This window comes from Streptomyces inhibens (genome assembly GCF_022221585.1).
GTDB lineage: Bacteria > Actinomycetota > Actinomycetes > Streptomycetales > Streptomycetaceae > Streptomyces > Streptomyces inhibens.
In genome coordinates, this window is sequence record NZ_CP084681.1 from 7729135 (window position 1) to 7753393 (window position 24259).

General features: G+C 70.4%; 17 protein-coding genes and 1 riboswitch. Of the genes, 9 read left to right on the forward strand and 8 right to left on the reverse strand.

Annotated features, from left to right (window positions below; genetic code table 11):
- The first annotated feature begins 156 nt into the window (after positions 1–156).
- The gene (locus tag KI385_RS34675; RefSeq protein WP_238575998.1) at positions 157–2214 is read left to right on the forward strand and encodes a phosphocholine-specific phospholipase C; all 2058 of its coding nucleotides are present in this window, start codon (positions 157–159) and stop codon (positions 2212–2214) included.
- Positions 2215–2371: 157 nt separating this feature from the next.
- Here the strand turns inward: KI385_RS34675 and metE are convergent, their stop codons facing one another.
- A complete protein-coding gene (gene metE, locus KI385_RS34680) occupies positions 2372–4696 on the reverse strand; it encodes a 5-methyltetrahydropteroyltriglutamate--homocysteine S-methyltransferase (RefSeq protein ID WP_238575999.1) in 2325 nt (774 codons plus the stop codon).
- A gap of 159 nt (positions 4697–4855) precedes the next feature.
- Positions 4856–5073, reverse strand: a riboswitch (cobalamin riboswitch).
- Positions 5074–5181: 108 nt separating this feature from the next.
- Here metE and KI385_RS34685 point away from each other — a divergent pair.
- From KI385_RS34685 to KI385_RS34700, 4 genes are all read left to right on the forward strand, one after another.
- Positions 5182–6237 carry an aldo/keto reductase gene (locus KI385_RS34685; protein ID WP_238576000.1) on the forward strand — a complete coding sequence of 352 codons (1056 nt, stop codon included), beginning with the start codon at positions 5182–5184 and terminating at the stop codon, positions 6235–6237.
- 161 nt (positions 6238–6398) lie between these two features.
- Positions 6399–6974, forward strand: a complete 576-nt coding sequence (locus KI385_RS34690) for a COG4315 family predicted lipoprotein (RefSeq protein WP_238576001.1) — start codon at positions 6399–6401, stop codon at positions 6972–6974.
- A 1-nt stretch (position 6975) separates the two neighbouring features.
- Positions 6976–7401 carry a cupredoxin domain-containing protein gene (locus tag KI385_RS34695; RefSeq protein ID WP_238576002.1) on the forward strand — a complete coding sequence of 142 codons (426 nt, stop codon included), beginning with the start codon at positions 6976–6978 and terminating at the stop codon, positions 7399–7401.
- Positions 7402–7447: 46 nt separating this feature from the next.
- Entirely contained in the window at positions 7448–7897 is a 450-nt protein-coding gene (locus KI385_RS34700) for a hypothetical protein (protein ID WP_238576003.1), read from the forward strand.
- Positions 7898–7912: 15 nt separating this feature from the next.
- Here the strand turns inward: KI385_RS34700 and KI385_RS34705 are convergent, their stop codons facing one another.
- Both KI385_RS34705 and KI385_RS34710 read right to left on the reverse strand, forming a co-directional pair.
- A complete protein-coding gene (locus KI385_RS34705; RefSeq protein WP_238576004.1) occupies positions 7913–9094 on the reverse strand; it encodes a L,D-transpeptidase in 1182 nt (393 codons plus the stop codon).
- Positions 9095–9319: 225 nt separating this feature from the next.
- Positions 9320–10447 carry a DUF6777 domain-containing protein gene (locus KI385_RS34710; protein ID WP_238576005.1) on the reverse strand — a complete coding sequence of 376 codons (1128 nt, stop codon included), beginning with the start codon at positions 10445–10447 and terminating at the stop codon, positions 9320–9322.
- A gap of 467 nt (positions 10448–10914) precedes the next feature.
- Here KI385_RS34710 and KI385_RS34715 point away from each other — a divergent pair, with 467 nt between their 5' ends.
- Complete coding sequence (locus tag KI385_RS34715; protein ID WP_238576006.1) at positions 10915–12210, forward strand: streptophobe family protein; 1296 nt, start codon at positions 10915–10917, stop codon at positions 12208–12210.
- Between the two features lie 38 nt (positions 12211–12248).
- Here the strand turns inward: KI385_RS34715 and KI385_RS34720 are convergent, their stop codons facing one another.
- The 3 genes from KI385_RS34720 to KI385_RS34730 are packed head-to-tail and all read right to left on the reverse strand — an operon-like array spanning position 12249 to position 16246.
- Positions 12249–13292 (reverse strand): serine/threonine-protein kinase, encoded by a 1044-nt coding sequence (locus tag KI385_RS34720; RefSeq protein WP_238576007.1) that lies wholly within the window; start codon positions 13290–13292, stop codon positions 12249–12251.
- Complete coding sequence (locus KI385_RS34725) at positions 13289–13888, reverse strand: hypothetical protein (RefSeq protein WP_238576008.1); 600 nt, start codon at positions 13886–13888, stop codon at positions 13289–13291. Before KI385_RS34725 ends, KI385_RS34720 begins: the two co-directional genes overlap by 4 nt.
- A gap of 15 nt (positions 13889–13903) precedes the next feature.
- Complete coding sequence (locus KI385_RS34730) at positions 13904–16246, reverse strand: ABC transporter ATP-binding protein/permease (protein WP_238576009.1); 2343 nt, start codon at positions 16244–16246, stop codon at positions 13904–13906.
- Positions 16247–16634: 388 nt separating this feature from the next.
- Here KI385_RS34730 and KI385_RS34735 point away from each other — a divergent pair, with 388 nt between their 5' ends.
- Positions 16635–18227: a nucleobase:cation symporter-2 family protein gene (locus tag KI385_RS34735; protein ID WP_238576010.1), complete on the forward strand. Its 1593-nt coding sequence runs from the start codon at positions 16635–16637 to the stop codon at positions 18225–18227.
- Positions 18228–18310: 83 nt separating this feature from the next.
- On the opposite strand, the gene KI385_RS34740 is transcribed toward KI385_RS34735, so the two are convergent.
- Positions 18311–19036, reverse strand: a complete 726-nt coding sequence (locus KI385_RS34740) for a transcriptional regulator (protein WP_238576011.1) — start codon at positions 19034–19036, stop codon at positions 18311–18313.
- A gap of 670 nt (positions 19037–19706) precedes the next feature.
- Between KI385_RS34740 and KI385_RS34745 the strand changes: the two genes are divergently transcribed.
- Entirely contained in the window at positions 19707–22112 is a 2406-nt protein-coding gene (locus KI385_RS34745) for a glycosyltransferase (protein WP_238576012.1), read from the forward strand.
- Positions 22109–23296, forward strand: coding sequence for an acyltransferase family protein (locus KI385_RS34750; protein ID WP_238576013.1), 1188 nt, complete (start codon positions 22109–22111; stop codon positions 23294–23296). Before KI385_RS34745 ends, KI385_RS34750 begins: the two co-directional genes overlap by 4 nt.
- Before the next feature lie 56 nt (positions 23297–23352).
- On the opposite strand, the gene KI385_RS34755 is transcribed toward KI385_RS34750, so the two are convergent.
- Positions 23353–24096: a TetR/AcrR family transcriptional regulator gene (locus tag KI385_RS34755; protein WP_238576014.1), complete on the reverse strand. Its 744-nt coding sequence runs from the start codon at positions 24094–24096 to the stop codon at positions 23353–23355.
- Positions 24097–24259 lie beyond the last annotated feature (163 nt).

The window sequence follows — 24259 nt, forward strand, 5'->3', positions numbered from 1 at the left end:
CCGCGATATGTCACACGTGCGACACCCCCCCTTCCCTGTCGCTCGTTGCTCTTGGAACACTCTGCTGACCGTGGTTTCCGCACAAACCCCTACCCGACCCCACGGCACCGCTCCCCGTCCGCGAACTGCCCCACACTTCAAGAGGTTTCCACACTCATGCCTGAACTGAATCGGCGGCGTTTCCTCCAGATCGCCGGCGCCACCGCGGGTGTCTCGGCCCTGTCGAGCAGCATCGCCCGTGCCGCAGCCATCCCCGCCAAGCGACGCTCCGGCTCCATCAAGGACATCGAGCACGTCGTCGTGCTGATGCAGGAGAACCGTTCCTTCGATCACTACTTCGGCTCGCTCAAGGGCGTACGCGGTTTCGGCGACCCGCGCCCGGTCATCCTGGAGAGCGGGAAGTCCGTCTGGCACCAGCCGGACGGCAACAAGGAGGTGCTGCCCTACCACCCGGATGCCGAGGACCTCGGTATGCAGTTCATCGAGGGCCTCGACCACGACTGGGCGGGCGGCCACAAGGCCTGGAACAACGGCAAGTACGACAACTGGATCCCCGCCAAGTCCGCCGGGACGATGGCCTACCTGACCCGTAAGGACATACCGTTCCACTACGGGCTCGCCGACGCGTTCACCGTCTGCGACGCGTACCACTGCTCGTTCATGGGGGCGACCGACCCCAACCGCTACTACATGTTCTCGGGCCACGTCGGCAACGACGGCTCGGGCGGCGGCCCGGTCCTCGGCAACCAGGAGCTGGGGTACAGCTGGACCACGTACCCGGAGCGTCTGGAGAAGGCCGGTATCTCCTGGAAGGTCTACCAGGACATCGGTGACGGTCTGGACGCGAACGGCAAGTGGGGCTGGATCGACGACGCCTACCGCGGCAACTACGGCGACAACTCGCTGCTCTTCTTCAACCAGTACCGCAACGCCAAGCCCGGCGACCCGCTCTACGACAAGGCCCGCACCGGCACCAACGCCAAGCAGGGCGACGGCTACTTCGACCTGCTCAAGGCCGATGTGAAGGCCGGCAAGCTCCCCCAGGTCTCCTGGATCGCCGCCCCCGAGGCCTTCTCCGAGCACCCCAACTGGCCCGCCAACTACGGCGCCTGGTACGTCTCCCAGGTGCTGGACGCGCTCACCTCCAACCCCGAGGTGTGGAGCAAGACCGCCCTGTTCATCACCTACGACGAGAACGACGGCTACTTCGACCACATCGTCCCGCCGTTCCCGCCGTCCTCCGCCGACCGGGGTCTGTCCACCGTGGACACCAAGCTCGACTACTTCAACGGCGACGCGAGCTACTCCGCCGGCCCCTACGGCCTCGGCCAGCGCGTCCCCATGCTCGTCGTCTCCCCCTGGAGCACCGGCGGCTTCGTCTGTTCCGAGGTCTTCGACCACACCTCCATCATCCGGTTCATGGAGCGCCGCTTCGGTGTGCACGAGCCGAACATCTCGCCCTGGCGACGCGCCATCGTCGGCGACCTGACCTCCGCCTTCGACTTCAGCCTGGAGAACACCAAGCCGGCGACCCTCCCGGACACCGACGGCTACCAGCCGCCGGACAAGGACCGCCACGACAGCTACGTACCGAAGCCGCCCGCCAACCCCGTCCTGCCCAAGCAGGAGCCCGGCTCCCGGCCGTCCCGCCCGCTGCCGTACGCACCGCTGGTCGACGGGGCCGCAACCCCCTCCACCGGGCGCTACACGCTGACCTTCAGCGGCGGCGACAACGCCGGCGCCTGCTTCACCGTCACCGCGGGCAACCGCACCGACGGCCCCTGGACGTACACCACGGAGGCCGGCAAGAAGATCTCCGACACCTGGAACACGTCCTACTCCAACGGCACCTACGATCTGTCCGTCTTCGGCCCGAACGGCTTCCTGCGCACCTTCAAGGGCGCCGGCGGCAAGACCGGCCCCGAGGTCACCGCCCGGCACGACGCGATAGCCGGCCGCATCGAACTCACCATGACCAACCCCGGCAGCACCGACTGCCACCTCACCCTCACCCACGCCTACGGCGGCGCGCGCGAGACCTTCACCGTCCGTGCGGGCGCCACCGTCAAGCACCCGGTGGACCTGCGCGCCAGCAAGCGCTGGTACGACGTGTCGGTCACCTGCGACATGGACAGCACCTTCCTGCGCCGGTTCGCCGGCCATGTCGAGAACGGCAGGCCGGGCGTGAGCGACCCGGCGATCATCACCGGCTGACGGTCCGGACCGGCCCGCGCGACAGGCGCGGGCCGGCACGGTCACCCGCTGCGCGGCCTCCCCGACGTTGCCGACCGCGTCCGTGGACGTCCGTGAGCGCGGCGACGGCCGAAGGGCCGGGGCCGGTACCCGCGCGTCGGGTACCGGCCCCGTCACCTCAGGAATCCGCGCCCGGCAGGCCGCCGCGGACCTCGCGGGCCGCCGCGACCAGGTTCTCCAGGGCGGCCCGCACCTCGGGCCAGCCGCGGGTCTTCAGACCGCAGTCGGGGTTGACCCACAGCCGCTCGGCGGGGATGGCGTCAAGTCCCTTGCGCAGCAGGGTCGTTGCCTCGTCAACGCTCGGTACGCGCGGGGAGTGGATGTCATAGACCCCCGGCCCCACCTCGCGCGGATAGCCGGCAGTGGCCAGCTCCCCGGCGACCTGCATATGGGAGCGGGCCGCCTCCAGACTGATCACATCGGCATCGAGATCGTCGATGGCCCGGAGGATGTCGCCGAACTCCGCGTAGCACATATGCGTGTGGATCTGGGTGTCCGGACGCACCCCGCCGGTGGTGAGGCGGAACGCCTCGGTGGCCCAGGCCAGATACTCCGCATGGCCGTCGGCGCGCAGCGGCAGCGTCTCGCGCAGTGCCGGCTCATCGACCTGGATCACCGAACTCCCCGCCGCCTCAAGGTCGTTCACCTCGTCGCGGAGGGCGAGCGCCACCTGACGGGCGGTGTCGCCGAGCGGCTGGTCGTCACGGACGAAGGACCAGGCGAGCATGGTGACCGGGCCGGTGAGCATGCCCTTGACCGGCCGGTCGGTGAGCGACTGGGCGTAGCGGGTCCAGCGCACCGTCATCGGCTCGGGACGGGAGATGTCCCCGGCCAGGATCGGCGGCCGGACGTAGCGGGTGCCGTAGGACTGCACCCAGCCGTGCTGTGTGGCGAGATAGCCGGTCAGCTGCTCGGCGAAGTACTGGACCATGTCGTTGCGCTCCGGCTCACCGTGCACCAGCACATCGATACCGGCCTTCTCCTGGAAGGCGAGGACCTCGCGGATCTCGGCCGAGATCCGCTCCTCGTACGCCGCGGTGCCGATCCGCCCGGCCCGCAGATCGGCGCGGGCGGTGCGCAGTTCGGCCGTCTGCGGGAACGAGCCGATGGTGGTGGTCGGCAGCAGCGGCAGCCCCAGATGCGCGCGCTGGGCGACGGCCCGCTCGGCGTACGGCCGGGAGCGGCGGCCGTCGGCGTCGGTGACGGCCGCGGCGCGGGCGCGTACCGCCGGGTCATGGGTCAGCGCGGATTCGGCCCGGGACACCAAGTCGGCGCGATTGGCGATGAGTTCGGCCGAGATGCTGTCGGTACCCTGCGCCAGTCCGCGCGCCAGTGTGACGATCTCCGTGGTCTTCTGCCGGGCGAAGGACAGCCAGCGGGCGACCTGCGGGTCGATCTCGTGCTCGGTGGTGGCGTCCAGCGGGACATGCAGCAGCGAGCACGAGGACGACACATCGACCCGGTCGGCGAGGCCGAGCAGCGTGCCCAGGGTGGCCAGCGACCGCTCGAAGTTGTTGATCCACACATTGCGGCCGTTGACGACACCGGCGACCAGCCGCTTGCCGGGCAGCCCGCCGACCGCCGCGAGATCCTTGAGGTTGGCGGCAGCGGCGCCGGTGAAGTCCAGCGCCAGTCCGTCGACCGGTGCCTTGGCCAGCACCGGCAGGGCCTCGCCCAGACGGTCGAAGTACGAGGCGATCAGCAGCCGCGGGCGGTCGGTGAGCCTGCCGAGGTCACGGTAGGCGCGGGCCGCGGCGTTCAGCACGGCGGGGGAGCGGTCCTGCACCAGCGCCGGCTCGTCCAGCTGCGCCCAGTCGGCGCCGGCCGCCCGCAGATCGGCGAGCACCTCGGCGTAGACGGGCAGCAGCCGGTCGAGCAGCGTCAGCGGGTCGAAGCCGGCCGCGACGCCGGGCGCGGGCTTGGCCAGCAGGAGATAGCTGACCGGCCCGACCAGCACCGGCCGCGCGGCCAGACCGAGCCCCTGTGCCTCCGTCAGCTCGCCGACCTGCTTGGCGGAGTCCGCGACAAAGACCGTGTCCGGCCCCAACTCAGGTACGAGATAGTGGTAGTTGGTGTCGAACCACTTGGTCATCTCCAGCGGCGCCACCTCCTGTGTGCCGCGGGCCATCGCGAAGTAGCCGTCCAACGGGTCGGCGGCGACCGCGGCACGGTGCCGGGCCGGGATCGCGCCGACCATCACGCTGGTGTCCAGGACATGGTCGTAATACGAGAAGTCGCCGGTCGGCACCTCGGTGATACCGGCCTCGGCGAGCTGCCGCCAATTGCCGCGGCGCAGTTCGGCGGCGGTGCTCCGGAGGGCATCGGCGCTGACGCGGCCCTTCCAGTAGCCCTCGATCGCCTTCTTCAGTTCGCGGTGCTGCCCCTGCCGGGGGTAGCCGTGCACGGTGGCCCGTACGGCCGCGGCTGCGGATGTGCTGGTCACGGAACTCTCCTTCGCGAGCGTGTCTCCATGTGACCTCGGGACGGGTCAAGGACGCGAAGGGACGGCAAACCGGGCGGAACACGGTGCGCTCTCGCCGCCCGTGCCGCCTGATGTGTCCGCCGACCCGCCCTCGAGGTCACCGAGATCGCCCCGCGCACCGGTGGCGCGGGGGCACTGGCAGGTCTTCGGACTCGCGGGCACATCCGCCAAGGGCGGACACCTACTGGCCGTCGCTTCCCGGACCCGGCCGGATCCAGTGCGTATGACGGCGGTCGTTCCCACTCACCGCTGCGGGGCAGTCCCGGATTTCCACCGGGTTCCCTCTTACGACGCGCCTACCCGGATGGCAGGGCGAACCAGTTGCACCGGCCAGCCTAGGCCCTCACCTGTGACTTGGTCACCCGCGACGGCACGTCTTGCGTTGGAGAGCGCTCCAGCTCCTAGCGTGAGTGCACGAGCTGAGCGAAGGAAACGAAGGGAACGCCTTGCGCTACACACTGTTCGGCAAGACCGGCCTGCGGGTGAGTGAGCTGAGCCTGGGTGCCATGACCATCGGCGACGAAGGGGGCTGGGGCGCCGGCAGGGACACCAGCGCCCGGATCCTGGACGCCTACGCGGACGCGGGCGGCAACTTCATCGACACCGCCAACAACTACACCGGCGGTGCCTCGGAGCGGATCCTGGGGGAACTGCTCGAAGGCCGCCGGGACAGCTTCGTCCTGGCCAGCAAGTACACCTGCGCGACCCGCAAGGGCGATGTGAACGCGGCGGGCAACCACCGCAAGAACCTGGTCCGGTCGGTGGAGGCGAGCCTTGCGCGGCTGCGCACCGACCACCTCGATGTGCTGTGGGTGCACGCCCGGGACAACTTCACCCCGGTCGAGGAGGTCATGCGGGCGCTCGACGACCTGGTGCGGTCCGGCAAGGTGCTCTACCTCGGTGTCTCCGACTGGCCGGCCTGGGAGATCGCGCAGGCCAACACCCTCGCCGAGCTGCGCGGCTGGACCGCGTTCGCGGGCTCGCAGCTGCGCTACAACCTGCTGGAGCGGACGCCGGAGCGCGAACTGCTCCCGCAGGCCCGCGCCTTCGACCTCGCGGTGCTGGCCTGGGCCCCGCTCGCGGCGGGCAAGCTCACCGGCAAGTACCGCCGTGGCGAGCCGGGCCGGCTGGACAGCGTCAACGGGAACACCCAGGACCACAACGAGGAGGGGACCGTCACCGCGGTCCTGGAGATCGCCGAACAGGGCGGTTGGAGCCCGGCGCAGGTGGCGCTGGCCTGGCTGCGGAGCCGGCCCGGCAACATCATCCCGATCATCGGCGCCACCAAGGAGAGCCAGCTCGCCGACAACCTCGCCGCCGTCGATGTCGAGCTGGACGCCGACGCTCTCGCGCGGCTCGACCGCTCCAGCGCGGTGGAGCTGGGTTTCCCGCACGACTTCCTGCGCGAGCCGGTCATCACCGAGAACGTCTACGGCGACCGCTGGGCCGACATCGAGGACCGGCGCTCCACCTACCGCCGTACGGCGAACGAGATCCGCTGAGCGCGGACGGCCGGCGCCGTGTACGCCGAACGCCGCCGCCCGGATGGCCGGGTGGCGGCGCCTGCGGTCTAGTGAGGTGGGCGGCCCGCCAGGGACGGCGTTGTTGCCGTTCCGCACCGTACGGGGCGGGTGGACGGCCGGACCGAAGGAGACGTACGCCGATGAGGAAGACCGCCGCAACGCTCGTCGCCGCGGCCACGGTCGCCGTGATCACCACGGCGGTCGGCGGCTGCTCGGACAACGGTGGCGGCTCCGCGCCGTCGAAGCCGCCGACCCCCAGCCCCACCCGCACGAGTGCCGCGCCGTCGGCGTCCCCGTCCGCCGCGGCGTGGACGGTCACGGCCCGCTCCGGTCCCCTCGGCACGATCCTGGTGGACGGTCGGGGCCGGACGCTCTACCTCTTCGAGGCGGACAGGACCAGCAGGTCGACCTGTTACGGCGGGTGCGCGAAGGAGTGGCCACCGATGTTCGTGACCCACGCGCCGAAGGCCGCCGGCGGGGTGCGGAGCGACCTGCTGGGCACCACCACCCGCGACGACGGCACCAAGGAAGTCACCTACAACCACCACCCCCTCTACTACTTCGACGACGACAAGAAGCCGGGGGACACCCACGGTCAGGGCATCGACGATTCCGGCGGCAAGTGGTTCGTCCTCGACGTCAACGGCAACAAGATCGTGAAGGCCCCGCGGAGCGCCACGCCGAGCAGCACTCCCAGTACCGGTGGCGGCTACTGACATGCCCCGTCCGCCTCGCCACCGCCCCCGCGGCTCCGGCCCCGTGCGGCTCGTCGTGGCCGCCTCGGCCGTCTTCCTGGCGGCGCTGACCGGCTGCTCGGGCGGCGACGGAGGAACCGCCCCCGCGCGCTCCCACACCCCCACCACCGGGGGCCCCGGCGCCGCTTCACCCGCCGGTGCGCGCATCACCATCAAGGACTTCACCTTCAAGCCGGCCGCCCTGACCGTCCGGCCCGGCGCCAGGGTCACCGTGGTCAACCAGGACTCCGCGACACACGATGTGACGGCCACCGGCCCGAAGGCCTTCGGCAGCGGCAGCATCGGGCCGGGCAGGACCGTCACCTTCACCGCCCCCGCCAAGCCCGGCCGTTACCGCTACATCTGCACGATCCACCCGTACATGAAGGGCTCGCTCACCGTCCGCTGACCCGTACGCCCGCATACCGCTGCCCGTCGCGGCGCTTGGAGAAGCCGTGCCACCAGAGAACTCCGTACCGGCGCACGGGCGGGCCGGCCGGGTCGCCCGCGGTGCCGCACGGCTGCTGGCGGCGGCCGGCCTGGCCGTGGACGCCTATGTCCACGCTCGTCTCGCCGGCCAGTACGACGCGGTCACGGCGACCCTCAGCCAGGGCATGCTCTTCCGTGTCGAGGCCGCGCTGGCCGCGCTCGCCGCCCTGCTCGTCCTGGTCTGGCGCAGGCCGGCGGCCGACACCTTCGCCTGGCTCGTGGCGACCGGCGGACTCGCGCTGCTGCTGCTCTACACCTACGTGGACGTCGGCCGGCTGGGGCCGGTGCCGAACATGTACGAACCGACCTTGACCGACGACAAGAAACTCACCGTCCTCGCCCAGGCCGTCACCATCCTGGCCACCGTCTTCCTGCTGCTCACCCGTCGCCGGGAGCCTCGCAGACGACGCCGATGAGCACCCGCCGCCCGCTTACCGGTGCAGCGCGCTGCGCTGCTGCCACTGCGGCCAGCTCTCCTGCCAGACCTCCAGGCCGTTGCCCACATCGGTCTTGTTGGGGTTGCTGGTGTTCTTCACCTCGACCGTGGAGCCGATCGTCAGGAAGTCGTAGGCCTTCTTGGCGTCCGAGGTGGTCATGCCGAAGCAGCCGTGGCTGTTGTTGACCACACCGATCGACTTGTTCCACGGGGCGGAGTGCAAGAACGTCCCGGACGCCGTCAGGTGGGTGACCCACTTCGAGTCCAGCATCCACTCGCTGCCATGGCCGATGGTGGCGGAGTCCATCGTCTCGGCCGCGTTCTTGCTGCGTACGGTGTGCACACCGCCGCGGGTCGGGTCCTGCGGGGAGCCCGCGGAGCCGGTGATGGTGCCGACGTTCTTGCCGTTCTCATACATCGTCAGGGTGTGCGAGGGCACATCGATGACGGCCTTGTGGTCGGCGCCGATGCTGAAGCCGAAGTTGTAGTCCCGGGCGAACCAGCCGCCCTCGGCGCCGGAATCGATCCCGGACAGCGCGCCGTTCACGGAGACCTTGGTGCCGGTGGGCCAGTAGTCCTTGGGGCGCCAGTCGATCCGGTCCTTGCCGGAGTAATCCTTGACCCAGCCCCAGGCGCCGGTGACCTTCGGCTGGGTGGTGACCTTCAGCGCCTTCTCGATTTCCGCGCGCCGGTCCTTGGCTATCGGGTGGTCGAAGAGGATCGATATCGGCATTCCGGTGCCGACGGTCTGTCCGCCGCCCGGGGTGTTCGTGAGCTTGTTGACCTTGTCGGCCTGCTCCGTGGTGAACACCGAGGTGCCGGAGGATTCCTTGCCCTGCGTCGACTTCGCCTTGGTCCGCACGGTGTAGGTGGTCCCCGGCCCGACCTTGCCGTCCGACGTCCATGACGTGCCGTCACCGGCGAGCCGCCCGGTGACCTTGCCGCCCTTGTCGTCCTTGACCTCGACCGAGGTGAGCTTTCCGCCGTCGGCCCGCACGGATATCGCCGAGCCGAGCTTGGCCGACTTGTTGCCGGCGGCCGGGGTGACGGTCACCTTGGCCGCGGGCTGGTCCGCCTTCGACGATGTGGCGCCTCCCCCGCATGCGGTCAGCAGTCCGGCAGCCCCTACCAGGGCGGGTATGAACCGTGCGGGGTGACGACGGGGTACGGCGTGCACGAGGGTCCCTCCAAAGCAGAACAACTGACAGTGGCGGGGCCAGGCCCAGTGAGGGCGTAACCGTCAAAGGCTGCCAATGCACCCGCCGCATATGCAGAGGGTGTGTCTGCTCAGGTGGTTGTCCGGCACACCGGATAATTAGGAAACAGTTCGATATCGGCGCCGCGGAAAAACGGTGCGCGGACCTCCGGTTGCCGCCCGTTCCGTGCTCGTACGGACCGCGTATCAGGTGGCCGGGGCCGTCCCGCTGCTGCCCGGGGTCTCCTCACCGCCGCCGGGTGACCCGCCACTACCGGGCGACCCGCCGCCGGATTCCTCGCCGCCGCCCGGCGTCGACCCGCCGGTGGTCTCGGACCCTTCGGTGGTCGCTCCGGTGGTGGTCTTGGACCCTTCGGTGGTGGAGGCGGGTGGTTCGGTCGACCCGCCGGTTTCGCTGGACCCTCCGGTGGTTTCCGACGGAGACCCGGTGTCGGTCGTGCCGGACGTGCCCGTCTCTGAGGACGAGGTGTCGGAGGGCCCGGTGGAGTTCGTACCGGACGCGCTGGAGGTGTCCGGCCCTGAGGCCGAGGTGCCGGAGGGCTTGCCGGAGCTCACATCGGGCGGGGGTGTGTCTCTGTAGGGCGGGGGCTGGGACGACGCCGGCCCGCTGGGGGTTTGGGCGGGCGGGGCCGTCGGGGTGTCCTTCTCGGAGCCCTTGGGGCCCTCGGGGCGTTTGAACCACGTGCCCGTCTGCGGGTTGCGCAGGGTGAACTCCTTCACCTTGGTCGGCGCGGGCAGCACGGCGATTGAGTTGGAGGGCTGGTACCCCGGCCACGTCTGGCCGCGCGTACGCGTTCCCTTCTGGAATTCCTTCGGCTCCGTCAGGGGATTCCCGCACTTGCAGCGCACCCGTGGCAGTCCCTGCGGGTCGACCATGACCGCGGTGCCGGCCTGCAGCACCGACTGGTAATCGTAGGACCGGCCGTCCTTGAAGCCATGGTTGGTGACCCGGGTGTCGTAGCTCAGCCGTACGGGCGTCAGCGTCTTCAGATAGGACGGGACCGCCTCCGGTGCCTTGCCCAGGACGCCGGCGAACGCCCGGTTCTTGACGGGCTCGCTCTTCAGGTAACTGATCTGCTTGTCGACGTCACAGCTCGCGGTTTTCTGGGAACCGCCGTAGAGACCGGCCTCCGAGCCATGGAATGCGCTCCTCGTGCCGCCGGACTTTCGGGGCGTGGCGGACGGGGACGGGGTGGACTCGTTCGCCGTCGACTGGGTGAACGGGTGCTGGCCGGTCGAGCCGGTCGGTTCGGCGAACACCTCGGCGGTGGCGGCGCCGCCGTTCGGCCGGGTGAGGACGACGGTCAGGATCACGGCCACGACGATGGCGCCCGCGATGATCGCGACCCGCCATGCGGACTGCCACCAGGGCCCGCCGTCCCCGGCTCCACCGCCTCCGCCACCGCCCCGCCCTCCGGGTCCACTGGGCGGCCCGGGCGGTCCCGGGCGAGAGGGCTTCGGCTGCCGTCGCCACGGCCTGGCGCCCCCCTGTGTGGGCTCGTACGAGGGGCGGCCGGACGGGGGACCGGAGAGCGGGCCTGTCGGAGGCCCGGTCGGGTGGCTGTCCGGCGGTCGTGGAGATGTCACTAGTCCCTCCTCGGGCGCGCGATGAGCCATCCGGAGATACGAGATTCGCCCTATTCGTCTATGTCTTAGAACATTGTGTGCCGCTGTCCGGCACTGTCCGCAAGCGGGGCGGCTTATGACGTGCTTACGGTGGTGCGGGCGTGCGTGACATGCCGACCGTTCCCCTGCGACCCGCCCCGCTAGGAGAAAAACAGATGCCAGGCCCCGCGTCCGCCGGTCCTCCGGGCCCGGTACATGCCCCAGGCGTACCTCCCGCCGTACGGGCCTGGGGGGAAGCGCTCGGTACGGCCGTGGCGGGCATCGTCACCATGATCGTGGTCGCCACGCTCGGGCTGTGGGCGGCCGGTGCGGCGGACCTGCCCGGCGGCGCCTTCCCCTCGGTCGTGGCGGCCGCCGTCCTCATCGCCGCGGGTGGCTCGGTCGGCCTGTCCGGCGACGTCGGGGACCTCGCGCAGGCCGATGTCGCCGTCGATGTCGTACCGCTGTCGGTCACGCTCGCCGGCGCCCTGGTGACCGCCGCCGTTTTCCTGCTGCCGCTGCGTCACCGGGCGGTGGCAGGCACCCGGGAGCTGCTCGGCCGGATCGCCCGGACGGCGGTGTGCTGGCTGGTGCTGTTGCTGCTCCTCACGTTCGCCGCCCGGCACAGCTTCACGATCTCGGTCGGCAACGACCTCGCCGATGAACTCGGCGCCGAACTGGGCACCACACCCACCGTGGGCTTCCGCGCCGATGTGCCGGCGACGCTCGGCCTCGGGCTGCTGTGGGTGCTGGCGGTGCTCGCGCTGACCTTCATCATCGCGCGCCGGGCGCCGCTCTCCTCGCGGCTGCTGCACTTCCAGGACTCGGTACGGCCGCCCGCCTTCGCGATGCTGCTGACGCTGCTCACCTACGTGGCGATCGGGCTGGTCGTCGGCATCGTCGAGTTGATCGTCAAAGGGCGCCCGGCCGAGACCTTCGCGGTGATCTTCCTCGGGCTGCCGAACCTGGTCTGGATGGCGCTGGGCATCGGCACCGGCGGCGGCTGGGTGGGCCATGTCGACAAAGCCATCGGACTGCCCATGCCGCACGTCCTGGACCAGGTGCTGCGCACCCACGGACAGCGGACCCTCGACCTCGGCTCGATCGCCGAACACGACGGCCGGGTCTGGCTGCTGGTGCCGCTGGCGGCCGTGGTGCTGCTCGCCGCCGCCTTCACCGCGGCGGTCCGCTCCCCGGCCCGCCTGCCGGCCTGGCGGCACGCCCTGGAGATGGCCGTGGCGTTGGCGCTCACCCTGCTGGTCGTCGGACTGCTCACCGGGATCTCCGCCCGCTACGGGATGTCGCTGATCGGCGTCGGGGACCTCGGCGGCAACCTGGGCGGCGAGGTCTCCCTGCAACCGCAACTCCTCCGACTGGTGGGCGTGGGCGCCGCATGGGGGCTGGTCACCGGCTTCCTCGGCAGCCTGCTGGCGCGCGGCGTACAGCACCGGGGCGAGGTACGGGAGCCGTAGGGCCTGTCTTCGAAGTCCCGTCTGCTCTAGGGCCTGTGCTACTCCCCGCGCCCCGGAAACATCGGAGCCGCCCAGCGTGGCGGCGGCGGGGGAGCCCGGCCGCTCCGGTCCACATGGGCGTCCACCTGCGTCGGGGCGTGCGTCTGCGCCGGGGCGGCGGGCGCCGCCGCCCCGGGCGTCGAGGTCCGTCCGGCCGCGCGCAGTGCCGTCACAAAGCCCCGGCAGGTCTCGTAGCGGTCGCCGGGCGCCTTGGCCAGGGACCGGGCGAGCACCGTGTCGACGGCCGGCGGCAGATCGGGCCGCAGCCGGGTCAGGGCCGGCGGCGGATCGTACTGGTGCGCCCACAGCAGCGCCATGTCGTCATCGCGCCGGAACGGCGGCGCCCCGGACAGCATCTCGAAGAGGACGCAGGCCAGGCTGTAGACATCGCACCGGCCGTCCACCGGGCGGCCCGAGATCTGCTCGGGCGCCACGTAGTCCAGCGTGCCGACGAACTGGCCCACGCTGGTGAATCCGGTCAGCGACAGCGACTTCTTCGTCAGCCCGAAGTCCGTCAGATAGGCATGCTCGGGGCGGTCGCTGTCGGTGCCCTCGGCGATCAGGATGTTGCCGGGTTTGACGTCCCGGTGCACAAGGTCGTGCGCATGCGCGGCATCCAGCGCGGAGGCCACCTGGAGGGCGATCCGGCAGGCGGTCTCCAGGGACAGCGGGCCGTCGCGGTCCAGCAGCGCCCGCAGATCCCGCCCCTCGACGTACCGCATCGCGATGTAGAGCACGCCCTCGGTCTCACCGGCCTCGAAGACCGGCACGATATGCGGATGGTCGATCGCCGCGGCCACCCGTGACTCGTGTGCGAAGCGCTTGCGGAAGGTGTCGTTACGGGCGAGCTCGGGTGCCAGCAGCTTCAACGCCACGGTACGGCCGAGCCGCAGATCTTCCGCCCGGTAGACCACCGCCATCCCGCCCCGGCCGATCTCGTCCTCCAGCAGATATTCGGCGATCCGGCGCCCGCGCAGCTTGGAGGAGTCGGGGGCGGTGGAGCGCTCCCGGCTGCGGCCGGGCTCGTCCCGTGCGCCGTTCACTGCAGGTCACCCCGCTGGGGCGGGCCCGGCGCGGGCTGCGCCGCCGGGTCCGGCAGCGGCGAGGGCGGCGGCGGAGACTCCGGCCGCCACACTTCTCCCGAGCCGGTCGACGACGGCCCCGACCCCACCGCGTACGTCTGCAACGACACCCCGTCGCAGTAACACCACCGCTCGTGCCGCGCGTCGTACAGCCAGACCGCGTCGCCGTCCACGACCACCCCCAGCCGGGTGCCGCGGGTGCGCTGGGTGAAGGACTCGCCGTCGAGCTGCCCGGCGGCCAGCTCCTCGACCAGCTGCCGGTAGCGGCCCAGTTCGCCCTCCACCGCGCCCAGTAGCGGCCGGGGGTCCGCCGTGCGGGCGGCGGGCTGCCCGGCGGCCGGCGGGTCGCGCGGTACGGGCATCAGCAGCCGGCCGTCGACCCATGCCGACCAGCCGTTGGAGCACAACGCCAGCGCCCAGTCACCGCGGCGGTCGACGACCTGGACGGGCAGCAGCGCATCGAGCGGCGCGCTGGGCAGGGTCGCGTCCGGGGCCGACCATGTCGCCATACCCTCCGGTGGGACGACATGGCTGGGGAGGAACTCGGGCGCGGTCACAGGCGGCTCCTGGTGCTACTTGCGCATGATTTCGGGCTCGTGCCGCCGCAGCAGCTTGGCGACCACGAATCCGAGGATCAGCGAAAGCACGACCATCATGCCCATGTTGAGCAGCCAGATCCCCGGCGAGTGCCGGAACAGCGGGTCGGAGGTGAGCCCCTGCGGTACGAGCCGGTGCAGGTCGATGGTGCCCGCCATGGCACCGAGCCCCCACCGGGACGGCACCAGCCACGCCAGCTGCTCCAGGCCGGGCGTGCCGTGCAGTTGGAGCAGCGCACCGCAGAACACGACCTGCACGATCGCGAGGAGGACCAGCAGCGGCATGGTGACCTCCTCCTTCCGCACCAGCGCGGACACGAGCAGGCCGAGCATCATGGCGGTGAACGCCAACAGGGCGACGGCAAGGGTGATTTCGATCAGTGGTGGCATCAACACACCTTTGCCACCCGGTGCGTTCAGTTTGACGCCGATCAGCCCCACCATGGTCAGCACCACGGCCTGGACGATCGTGATCGCCCCCAGCACCAGCACCTTGGACATCAGATACGCCGAGCGGGACAGGCCGACGGCTCTCTCCCGCTGATAGATCGTCCGTTCCTTGACCAGCTCACGTACCGCGTTGGCGGCACCGGTCAACACCGCTCCGACGCACAGGATCAGCAGCGCGTTGAGCGCGGTGTCCCCGGTGAGGCTGGAGCCGGCCAGGGCATGCGCCATCGCGCCCATCACGAACGGCAGCGCCACCATGATGATCAGGAAGGTCCGGTCGGCGGTCAGTGCCGCCGCGTACCGCCGCACCAGCGTGTGCAGCTGCCCGCCCCAGCTCTGCGCCTTGGGCGCGGCCACCGGCCCCTGTGGCGGCTCCGGGGCGTGCGGGGGCTGGTGGGAGTCCATGGCGATATAGCGCCGGTGCAGCGGCGAGGCGCGGTACTCGCCCGCCCAGTCCCGGCCCTTGTCGTTCTCGAAGGCCTCGAACGCCTCCGGCCATTGCGTGAAACCGAAGTACGGCAGCGCATCCTGTGGCGGCCCGTAGTAGGCGATCGTCCCGCCCGGCGCCAGCACCAGCAGCCGGTCGCAGACATCCAGGCTCAGCACGCTGTGGGTGACGACGATGACCGTGCGGCCGTCGTCCGCCAGACCGCGCAGCATATGCATGACCGAGCGGTCCATGCCGGGGTCGAGGCCGGAGGTCGGCTCGTCGAGGAAGAGCAGTGACGGCTTCGTCAGCAGCTCCAGGGCCACGCTCACCCGCTTGCGCTGGCCGCCCGAGAGGCTGTGGATCGGCTGGTCCACCCGCTCGTCGAGGCCCAGTTCATGAATCACCTCGTCGACCCGCGCCTGCCGCTCGTCCTTCGCGGTGTCCTCGGGGAAGCGCAGCTCCGCCGCGTAACCGAGCGCCCGGCGCACGGTCAGCTGCAGATGCAGGATGTCGTCCTGCGGTACGAGTCCGATGCGCTGCCGCAGCTCGGCGTAGTCGCGGTAGAGGTCACGGCCGTCGTAGAGCACCGAGCCCTCGTCCGCGGGGCGCAGCCCGGTCAGCGCGTTGAGCAGCGTCGATTTGCCGGCGCCGCTCGGTCCGACCACGGCGAGCAGCGACTTCTCGCCCACCGGGAAGGACACCCGGTCCAGCAGCGTCTTGTTGCCGTGGTCGACGCGTACGGCCAGGTCCTGTACGTCCAGCGACACCTCGCCGGTATCGATGAACTCCTGGAGTTCGTCGCCGACCAGGGCGAACGCGGAGTGACCGATGCCGACGATGTCGCCGGGGATCATCGGGGCGCTGTCCACCGGCCGGCCGTTGAGATAGGTGCCGTTGTGGCTGCCCAGGTCGACGATTTCGAAGCCCTCGGCGCCGGCGCGCAGCTCCGCGTGCCGGCGGGAGACCGTGAGGTCGTCGACGACCAGGTCGTTGTCGGACGCGCGGCCGATACGGGTGGTGCGGGCGGCCGGCAGCGGCCGTACCGAACTGGGCCGGCGGAAGGTACGGGTGCCGGCGGGGTGCGAGACGGCGGACGGCCGGTCCACCCGGGACGGCCGGGGCACTTGGGAGAGCACCGCGCACGGCCCGTCGGCGGGGTTGCCGAACCGGATCACGCTGCCCGGCCCGACACCGGACTCCTGTACCCGGCGGCCGTCGGCGAAGGTGCCGTTCGTACTGCCCTCGTCCTCCACCGTCCAGTGGCCGGCCTTGGCCTGCAGTACCGCGTGATGCCAGGACACCCTGGCATCGCTCAGCACCAGCTCACTCTCGGGGTCCCGCCCCACGTGATAGACGCGGCCGGGGCTCATCACCTGGGTACCGCCGTCGGACTCGACGACGAGCTCAGGCGCGGTGGACGCATCCGGCCACTCAGCCATACCAGAATTTTACGGCGGCGGGCCGGGCCCCGCCTGTTCACCCAGCGTCGCCGCGGCACACAAAACCCCTACCCAAAACGGTATTTCGGGGCATGATCCCCTTTATGCGAGCGAACACGACGCGTTACTCGCGGGAAACGACACAGGTCAACTAAGGTGAGCGCTCCGATTAGCTCCCCTCTGCAAATTCCATGGAAAATGCCGGACTTTGTTGCGCTGATCGAAGGAAGTCCTGTCGAACCAGGATGCAGAGTGCAGCGCAGGGCTACGTGGTATCGGCAACACCGCTAAACGTCGGCTTTGTAAGACCCAGCCGGCCCGTCTGTCATCCGGGACACGACGGCGCCGGTCCCTTCTTATTCACCTACCTCGTGAAGGCAAGGCAGAGATGGCACGAGTCTCCCGACAAAACCCTCAGCAGTTCCCCGGCCAGAGGGCTCACCCCGTCGACGAGGTCCTCCCCGTCGGCAAGCTCACGCTCTACGGTTTCCAGCACGTCCTCGCCTTCTACGCGGGAGCGGTGATCGTCCCGATCATCCTCGGAAACGCCCTGGGTCTCTCCCGCGAGGAGCTCGTCTATCTGATCAACGCGGACCTGCTCACCTGCGGTGTCGCCTCGATCATCCAGGCCCTCGGCGTCTGGAAGATCGGCGCCAGGCTGCCGCTGGTCCAGGGCGTCACCTTCACCGCGGTCTCGCCGATGATCGCCATCGGCCTGGGCGCGGGCGGTGGCACCGCCGGGCTGCTCGTCGTCTACGGCGCCGTGATCACCGCAGGCATAGCGACCTTCCTCTTCGCGCCCTTCTTCAGCAAGCTGGTGAAGTACTTCCCGCCGATCGTCATCGGCACGATCCTCACCATCATCGGCCTCACCCTGATCCCGCAGGGCCTTCAGGACGCGGCCGGTGGTGCGCAGTTGATCGGGCACCCCGAATACGGCGATCCCAAGAACCTCGGATACGCCCTGGGCACCCTGCTGTTCATCCTGGCCGTCGTCCGGCTCGGGAAGCCGTACCTGAGCAGCCTCGCCGTACTTCTCGGCCTGGTCGTCGGTACCGCGGTCGCCTGGTTCCTCGGCGATGCGGACTTCGGTGCGGTCAAGAATGCCGACTGGATCGGCGTCAGCACGCCCTTCCACTACGGAATGCCGAAGTTCGAGCTGTTCCCCATCATCGCCATGGTCGTCGTCATGCTGATCACGATGGTGGAGACCACCGGAGACGTCTACGCCATCGGGGAGATCACCCGTAAAAAGGTCGACAACACCACCGTCGCCAACGCGCTGCGCGCCGATGGTGTCGCCACCGTCCTCGGTGGAGTGTTCAACTCCTTCCCCTACGTGGCTTTCGCCGAAAACATCGGCCTGGTACGTATGTCGAAGGTGATGAGCCGGTTCGTGGTGGTCGCGGCCGGCGGCTTCATGATTGTCATGGGGTTGCTGCCCAAGGCGGGCAGTGTGGTGGCCGCGATTCCGCACCCGGTGCTCGGTGGCGCCGCGATCGCGATGTTCGGAATGGTCGCCGCGGTCGGCATCCAGATCCTGGGCAAGGTGGATCTGCGCGAGGAGCGCAACGCCCTGATCCTGGCCGTCAGCCTCGCCGCCTCGCTGCTGCCCAACGCGGTCGCGCCGTTCTTCGAGCGGATGCCGGAGGATGTCCGGGCGGTCCTCAACAGCGGTATCACGCTGGGCAGTTTGACCGCCGTCCTGCTGAACCTCTTCTTCAACGTCTTCACGCGCCGTACGTCGATGGAGATCGACTGGGACGAGATCGAGAACGACGAGCCGGAGGAGGCCCACCGGCCGATGGGTGCGCACGAGCCGCTCGGAGCGCACGCGCCGGCGGACCCGTACGCTCCCCAGGGCCCGCACCGTCCGCAGGGCGCCTACGACCCGCAGGGTCCGCACCATCCGCAGGCCCCGCACAGCCCGCAGGCCCCGCACAACCCGCAGGGCCCGCCCTGGGGGACCCCCACCCACTGAGCCCGCCAACGGGCCGCGGGCGGGGAGGGAACCGTTTCCAGGTCCCTCCCCGCCCGCTTCCGCATCCGGCCCCGCCGGTCCCGTCAGTGGGTCGGCACGGTGTTGAACGGCGGCGCCTCGCCCGCCTCGCCGATCAGCTCCCAGAAGTGGTCGGCCAGCCTGCGCAGATACGCCGAGCGCTCGGCCGCGACCTCCTTGAGCCGGGAGTCGTCGTTGCGCGCCACCACATGCCCCATGTAGCGCTCGGAGAACTCCGCGAACTCCGCATGCATCGTGCGCAGTGCGTCGCTCACCCGGGTCTTGTTCAGTGTGGTGATCGCGGTGACCGGGCCGACATGCGTCTTCCAGCGCCCGTCGATCGCCGACCGCAGATGCCCGGCCAGTTCGTCGTCCCGGCCCATCACCCCGATCAGCTTCCGCAACGACAGCCCCAGAGCCTCCACCAGCGCCTTGGTCTGCCGGTAGTCGCCGTTCCACTGCTGTGCCGACTCGGCCGCCCAGTACATGGCCGGGTCCATGCCGATCAGCTGCGCCAGTCGCTCCACGCTCATCTGGCGGGCCATCCGGTGTTCGGCGAGTGTCCGCGGCTCGACGCCCATCAGCACGGTCGGCGGGCACCACAGGACATCGGCCAGGACGAACAGCTGAGGCTCGGTCGGCACCTGGGAGCCGTACTCCCAGGCCTCGATCAGCTCAGGGCGGACCGGCGCGCCGCATGCGGTCATGGACTGGGCGACCTGGGCCGTGCTCAGGCCTACCCGGGCCCGCGCGGATCTGGCCTCGGCGGGTGAGAAGGGAGTGCTGTACACGCTCGGTACACCTCGCTGCACCCGGCGATGGAGGGGTGCTTGGGGGGCGGGAGATGGAGGAACCTCCAGGGGCGGGCAGATTAACAGATGGTCCATAGGTACGAATCTCCAGTTCCCCTTCGAGTCCAAGGTGCCGGTCCGTCGGGCGGATACGCGCGGGAGATGTGCACTATCTGTCCCATTTCATGCTTCAACTCGCTTACTGGGTATAGCCGATGCCTGGGTGCTTACCGGGCGGTAGCGGTACATGAAATCGCTCGGACGGCGGGACGTAATGAGAGCGTTACGCAGATGAAGGTGTGGTGTCACAGTGATCGTCGAGGCTGGCGTTGCCGACCGGCCCCGCCGAGCGGGGCCGGCCGACTGCACACCCGACATCCGGTCCTCCCCCCACAATCCGATCAGGATGGGACCCTTCATATGCGATCAGTGCTGGAACGCGCCCGCGCGTTCCAAGGCTTGGAGCCTGCCTTAGCGGCCGTGTGTTTGCGCGCCCTCGTCCGTACCGCGGAGAGACGGACCCGAAGAGCGATCGGGGCGCCACGGCGTTTCTGCATGTCATGCATCTGACACCGGCGTGAACGCCGGCTGAAGGTCCGGGGTTTGCCGCTGTTCTCGCGGCGACCGGACCCGCTTTCGCATGTCTCCTTGCACGAAAGGACATTCCCAGGTGCTCACTTCGCACCACTCACACTCCCAGGGCTCACCCACGGCCCTGCTCGACACCGTGGACGAGACCGCCCACGCCGCCCACGCCACCCACACCGACCCCGCCGACCACTCCCGCAACGGCGGGCATGTGCTGGTGGTCGGCGCTCCGGGACCGCGCCTGGAGCGCCTGACCCAGACCCTGCGCTCCACCGGCCACGCGGTGAGCCACGCCCCGCCCGGCGAGATCGACCGGCGGATGGGGCAGGCACACCCGGACGCCATCGTCGCGCTCGACGAACGCGGCGACCACGGTGAAAGTGGCGAAAGCGGCCTCGACGTCATCCGCGAGGTCCGCACCGTCCCCGCCGGGCGGGCGCTGCCGCTGCTCATGGTCACCGCCTCCCCGGAGCCCGCCGGAGTGGTGGACATGCTGCGTCAGGGGGCCGACGACTGCATACCGGAAGCCTCCGATCCGGTCGAGCTGTCCGCCCGTATCGAGGCCAAGCTCCGCCGGGTCCCCGTACCGGTGGAGAACCTGCTGCGCGATCCGCGCACCGGCCTGTACTCCCAGCCGCACTTCCTGGACGAACTCGACCGCGAACTGCAGCGCCCCGAAGCCGCCCGGCACGGCGGTGTGCTCGCCGTGGTCGGCGTGGCCGAGATGGCCGCCCTGGAGGCCCGGCTCGGGCAGCGGGTACGACGGGAGGTCGCCGAGCGGCTGGCCGGCGTGGCGGAGCGGCTCGGCAGCTTCTGCGACCGGCTCGGCCGGGACGAGGACGGCCATCTGCTGATGCTGCTGCCCGGCGTCGACGAGGAGACCGCTCGCCGCGGGCTGGAGAAGTTCGCCGCGACCGTGGCCGGCACCCGGTTCATCGTCGCCGACGAGAACGTCCGCCTCACCCCGGCGATCGGCTGGCTGCCGCTGGCCGAATGCACGGACGGAACCCAGGGCGTCGACCAGGCCCGGGACGCCGTACAAGAAGCGCTCCGGCACCGGGATCTGCGCCCGGTCCGCTATGCGCCATGGATGCGCGGCGCACCGCACCGCCATCGGCGCCCCCCGCTCAGCGCGCTGATCCGCCCCGCCCTCTCGGCGCTCTCCCCGGTCCTGGCACTGCTGCTCGGTGTCGCCGTGCCGTTCGCGCTCTACCAGCAGACGTACCAGCTGGGCTGGGACCTGGGCTCCGCCATGTACTGGGTGGTGGTGGCCGGACTGGTGCTGTCCGCGCTGCTGATCGTCCTGGAGTGTCTGTTCTCGCTCGACGCCCCGTCCCGGCCCGAGACGCCCGGCGCGCCGTATCCGCCGGCCAGTGCCGTCATCGCCGCCTATCTGCCCAATGAGGCCGCGACGATCGTCGAAACGGTCGAGTCGTTCCTCCGCCTCGACTACCCCAACGAGCTGGAGATCGTGCTGGCGTACAACACGCCGCACCCGCTGCCCGTCGAGGACACCCTCCGCGAGATCGCGGCCCGTGACCCGCGGCTGGTGCTGCTGCCGGTCGCCGGCTCCACCTCCAAGGCGCAGAACGTCAACGCCGCGGTCACCCGCGTCCGCGGCGAGTTCGTCGGCATCTTCGACGCGGACCACCACCCCGCCCCGACCGCCTTCAAGGACGCCTGGCACTGGCTGTCCAACGGCCATGACGTCGTCCAGGGCCACTGCGTGATACGCAACGGCGAGAGCTCCAGGGTTGCCAAGCTGGTGGCCGTGGAGTTCGAGGCGATCTACGCGGTCAGCCACCCGGGCCGCACCCGGCTGTACGGATTCGGGGTGTTCGGCGGCTCCAACGGCTTCTGGCGCACGGACCTGCTCGCCCGTACCCGGATGCACGGTTCGATGCTGACCGAGGACATCGACTCGACGCTGCGCGCACTGGGCGAGGGCGCCCGGTTCGCCGTCGACCGCACCCTCATCTCCCGCGAGCTGGCGCCCACCACCTTGAAGGCGCTGTGGAACCAGCGCTCCCGCTGGGCACAGGGCTGGCTCCAGGTCTCCCTCAAACACCTGTGGCGGGGCCTGCGCTCCCCGGTCTTCACCGTCCGTCAGAAGCTGGGCCTTCTCGTCCTGTTGGGCTGGCGGGAGGTGCAGCCGTGGCTGACGCTGCAGATCCTGCCCATCCTGCTGTACTCGGCGTGGAAGGCCGGCGGTCTGCAGCGCCTCGACTGGGCGGTGCCGGTGTGCGTGCTGGCCATGCTGTTCACCATGGCCGCCGGGCCCGTGCAGGCGCTCTTCGCCTGGCGGCTGGCGGTCCCCGAACTGCGCACCCGCAGCCGCTGGTTCTGGTCGTACTTCTTCGTCTCGACCTTCTTCTACAGCCACTTCAAGAACATGGTGGCCCGACAGGCCCATCTCAAGGAGGCGCTGGGGGACCGGCAGTGGCGGGTCACCCCCCGGGCCGCCACGAAGGCGGTGGCCCGCCGATGAGCACCGACGCCGCCCCGGCCCGCAGCCGGGCCAGTGACATCGACGGCTTCCGCGGGCTCGCCGCGCTGAGCACCGTCGCCTACCACGTCTGGCAGCAGTACTTCCGCTACGACGGGCACGGCAGCCACCCGCCCGTCGACAACCCCGTGGTGGGCGCGGTCTTCTCCCTGGAGGTCATCGACCTGTTCTTCGTGCTGTCCGCGTATCTGCTGACGCTGTCCTACGCACGGGCCGCCATCGACGGGCGCTCGACCCGGCCGGCCCGGCAGTTCCTCTTCCGGCGGGCGATCCGGATCCTGCCGCTGTACGTCCTGGCGGTCCTGGTCGTCTGGGCGAGCCGCAATCCGAGCCTGCCGGGCAACTGGCGGGACCTGGTCGAGCACCTCACCTTCACCCATGTCTTCGACCAGCAGCGGATCTTCTACACCCTGGGCCCGACCTGGTCCCTCTCGCTGGAGGTGCTGTTCTACCTCGTGCTGGTGGCGCTGGGGCCGCTGGCCGTGCGCGCCTGCCGTCCGCTGCGGCGGCGCGGCAGCAGGGTGGCGGTGTGCGCGGCGGGGTGTCTGTTCCTGTACGCCGCGCCGCTCGCGTGGATCGCCGTGGCGCACTACGGGTTCGGGGTGCCGCACACCGACTGGGTGGTGTATTTCGGTCCGCAGGCCCGCTTCGGCGGCTTCGCGGCCGGGATGGGGCTGGCCGTGCTGACGGCCGCCCTCGGTGACCGGGGCCGGCTCGGCTCGCGCAGCGCGCTGCCGCTGGCCGCGCTCGCGCTGGCCGGACTGTTCACGCTCTCCCTGCTCTCCGCGCCGGAGAACTTCTCGTTCACCTTCTACCACCCGCTCGCCGCGGTCCTGTGGGTCGTACTGATCTTCAGCACGGTCCATGTCCGTCAACGGACCTTCTGGCACGGTCTGTTGACGGCCCGCTGGCTGACCGCCCTCGGACTGATCAGCTACAGCCTGTTCATCTGGCACGAGCCGGTGATGCTCCAGCTCCACAAGGCCGGTGTGCTGCCCGCCGGCCAGTCGGGCTTCCCGCTGGCCCTGCTGATCGTGTTCCTGGCCGCGGTACCCGCGGCGGCGGCCAGCTACTGGATCATCGAATACCCGGCAAGTCTGCTCGGCCGCCTCAAGGACAACCGTGGACGGTCGCGCGAGTTCTATCCGGAACCCGCCGTCCGCTGACCGCCGTCCGCTGACCGCCGTCCCTCGGCGGCGGTCGCGGGACCCTTCGCCGGAGATCAGGGCTGCGCGCCCCGGTCTCCGGCGAAGATCTTGTCGAGGTGGTAGTCGAGGGTGCGTCGGACATCCTCCAGCGTGCGGCGCTGGTGCAGCACATCGCCGCCCAGCCCCACCGTGCCGGAGACCAGCAGATCGGCCTCCCGCCACGGGTCCAGACCGGGGGCGGTCCGCCCGCCGGCCTGCGCCGCGGCGATCAGGTCCGCGACCAGCCGCTCCAAGGGCTGGTCGCCGCTCAGGAAGACCTCGGCGAGCGCGGGGTCGGTCAGGCTGCGGGCGTAGTAGGCGGCGAACACCCGTAGCGCGGTGGCCCGTTGGTCGTCCACCGGCAAGAACTCCTCCAGGACCGCGCGCAGCAGCGCCCGGGGGTCCGCGGGGTCGTGGTCGATACGGGAGCGCGCGATCCGCTCGTTCTCCTCATGGAGCATGTGCAGCGCGGCGACCAGGAGCTGGTGCTTGCTCTCGAAGTGGTACTGCACGGTGCGCAGCGACACCCCGGCCTCGGCCGCGACCTCCCGCAGGCTCGCCGCATGCAGCCCCCGCTCGGCGGCGATGCGCCACAGGGCCTCGGCGATCTGCCGGCGCTTGCGCATTCGGGTGCCGGTGGCCGCCGGCCGCTCGGCCGCCGGGGCAGGGGTCTGCCGACGCCGCCGGTACGCCTTGGCCTGGCAGCTGCGCGAGCAGTAGCGCGCGGGACGGCCCCGCCCCCCGCCGGGGCCGGCGCCGCGCCAACGCTGGCCGCCCATCTCGCGCTCGTCGCCATGGGCGTAGTGCTGACGGGCTGGTCACACGCCCGGGCGAAGGCGCTCGGCCGACGGAAGTGACGCATTCGGCGCCTCGTGTGTGTCCCGCTGTCACATCGCTCCGCCGCGGCGTGTCATATCGATGACGGACCTCTTCCGTCGATTG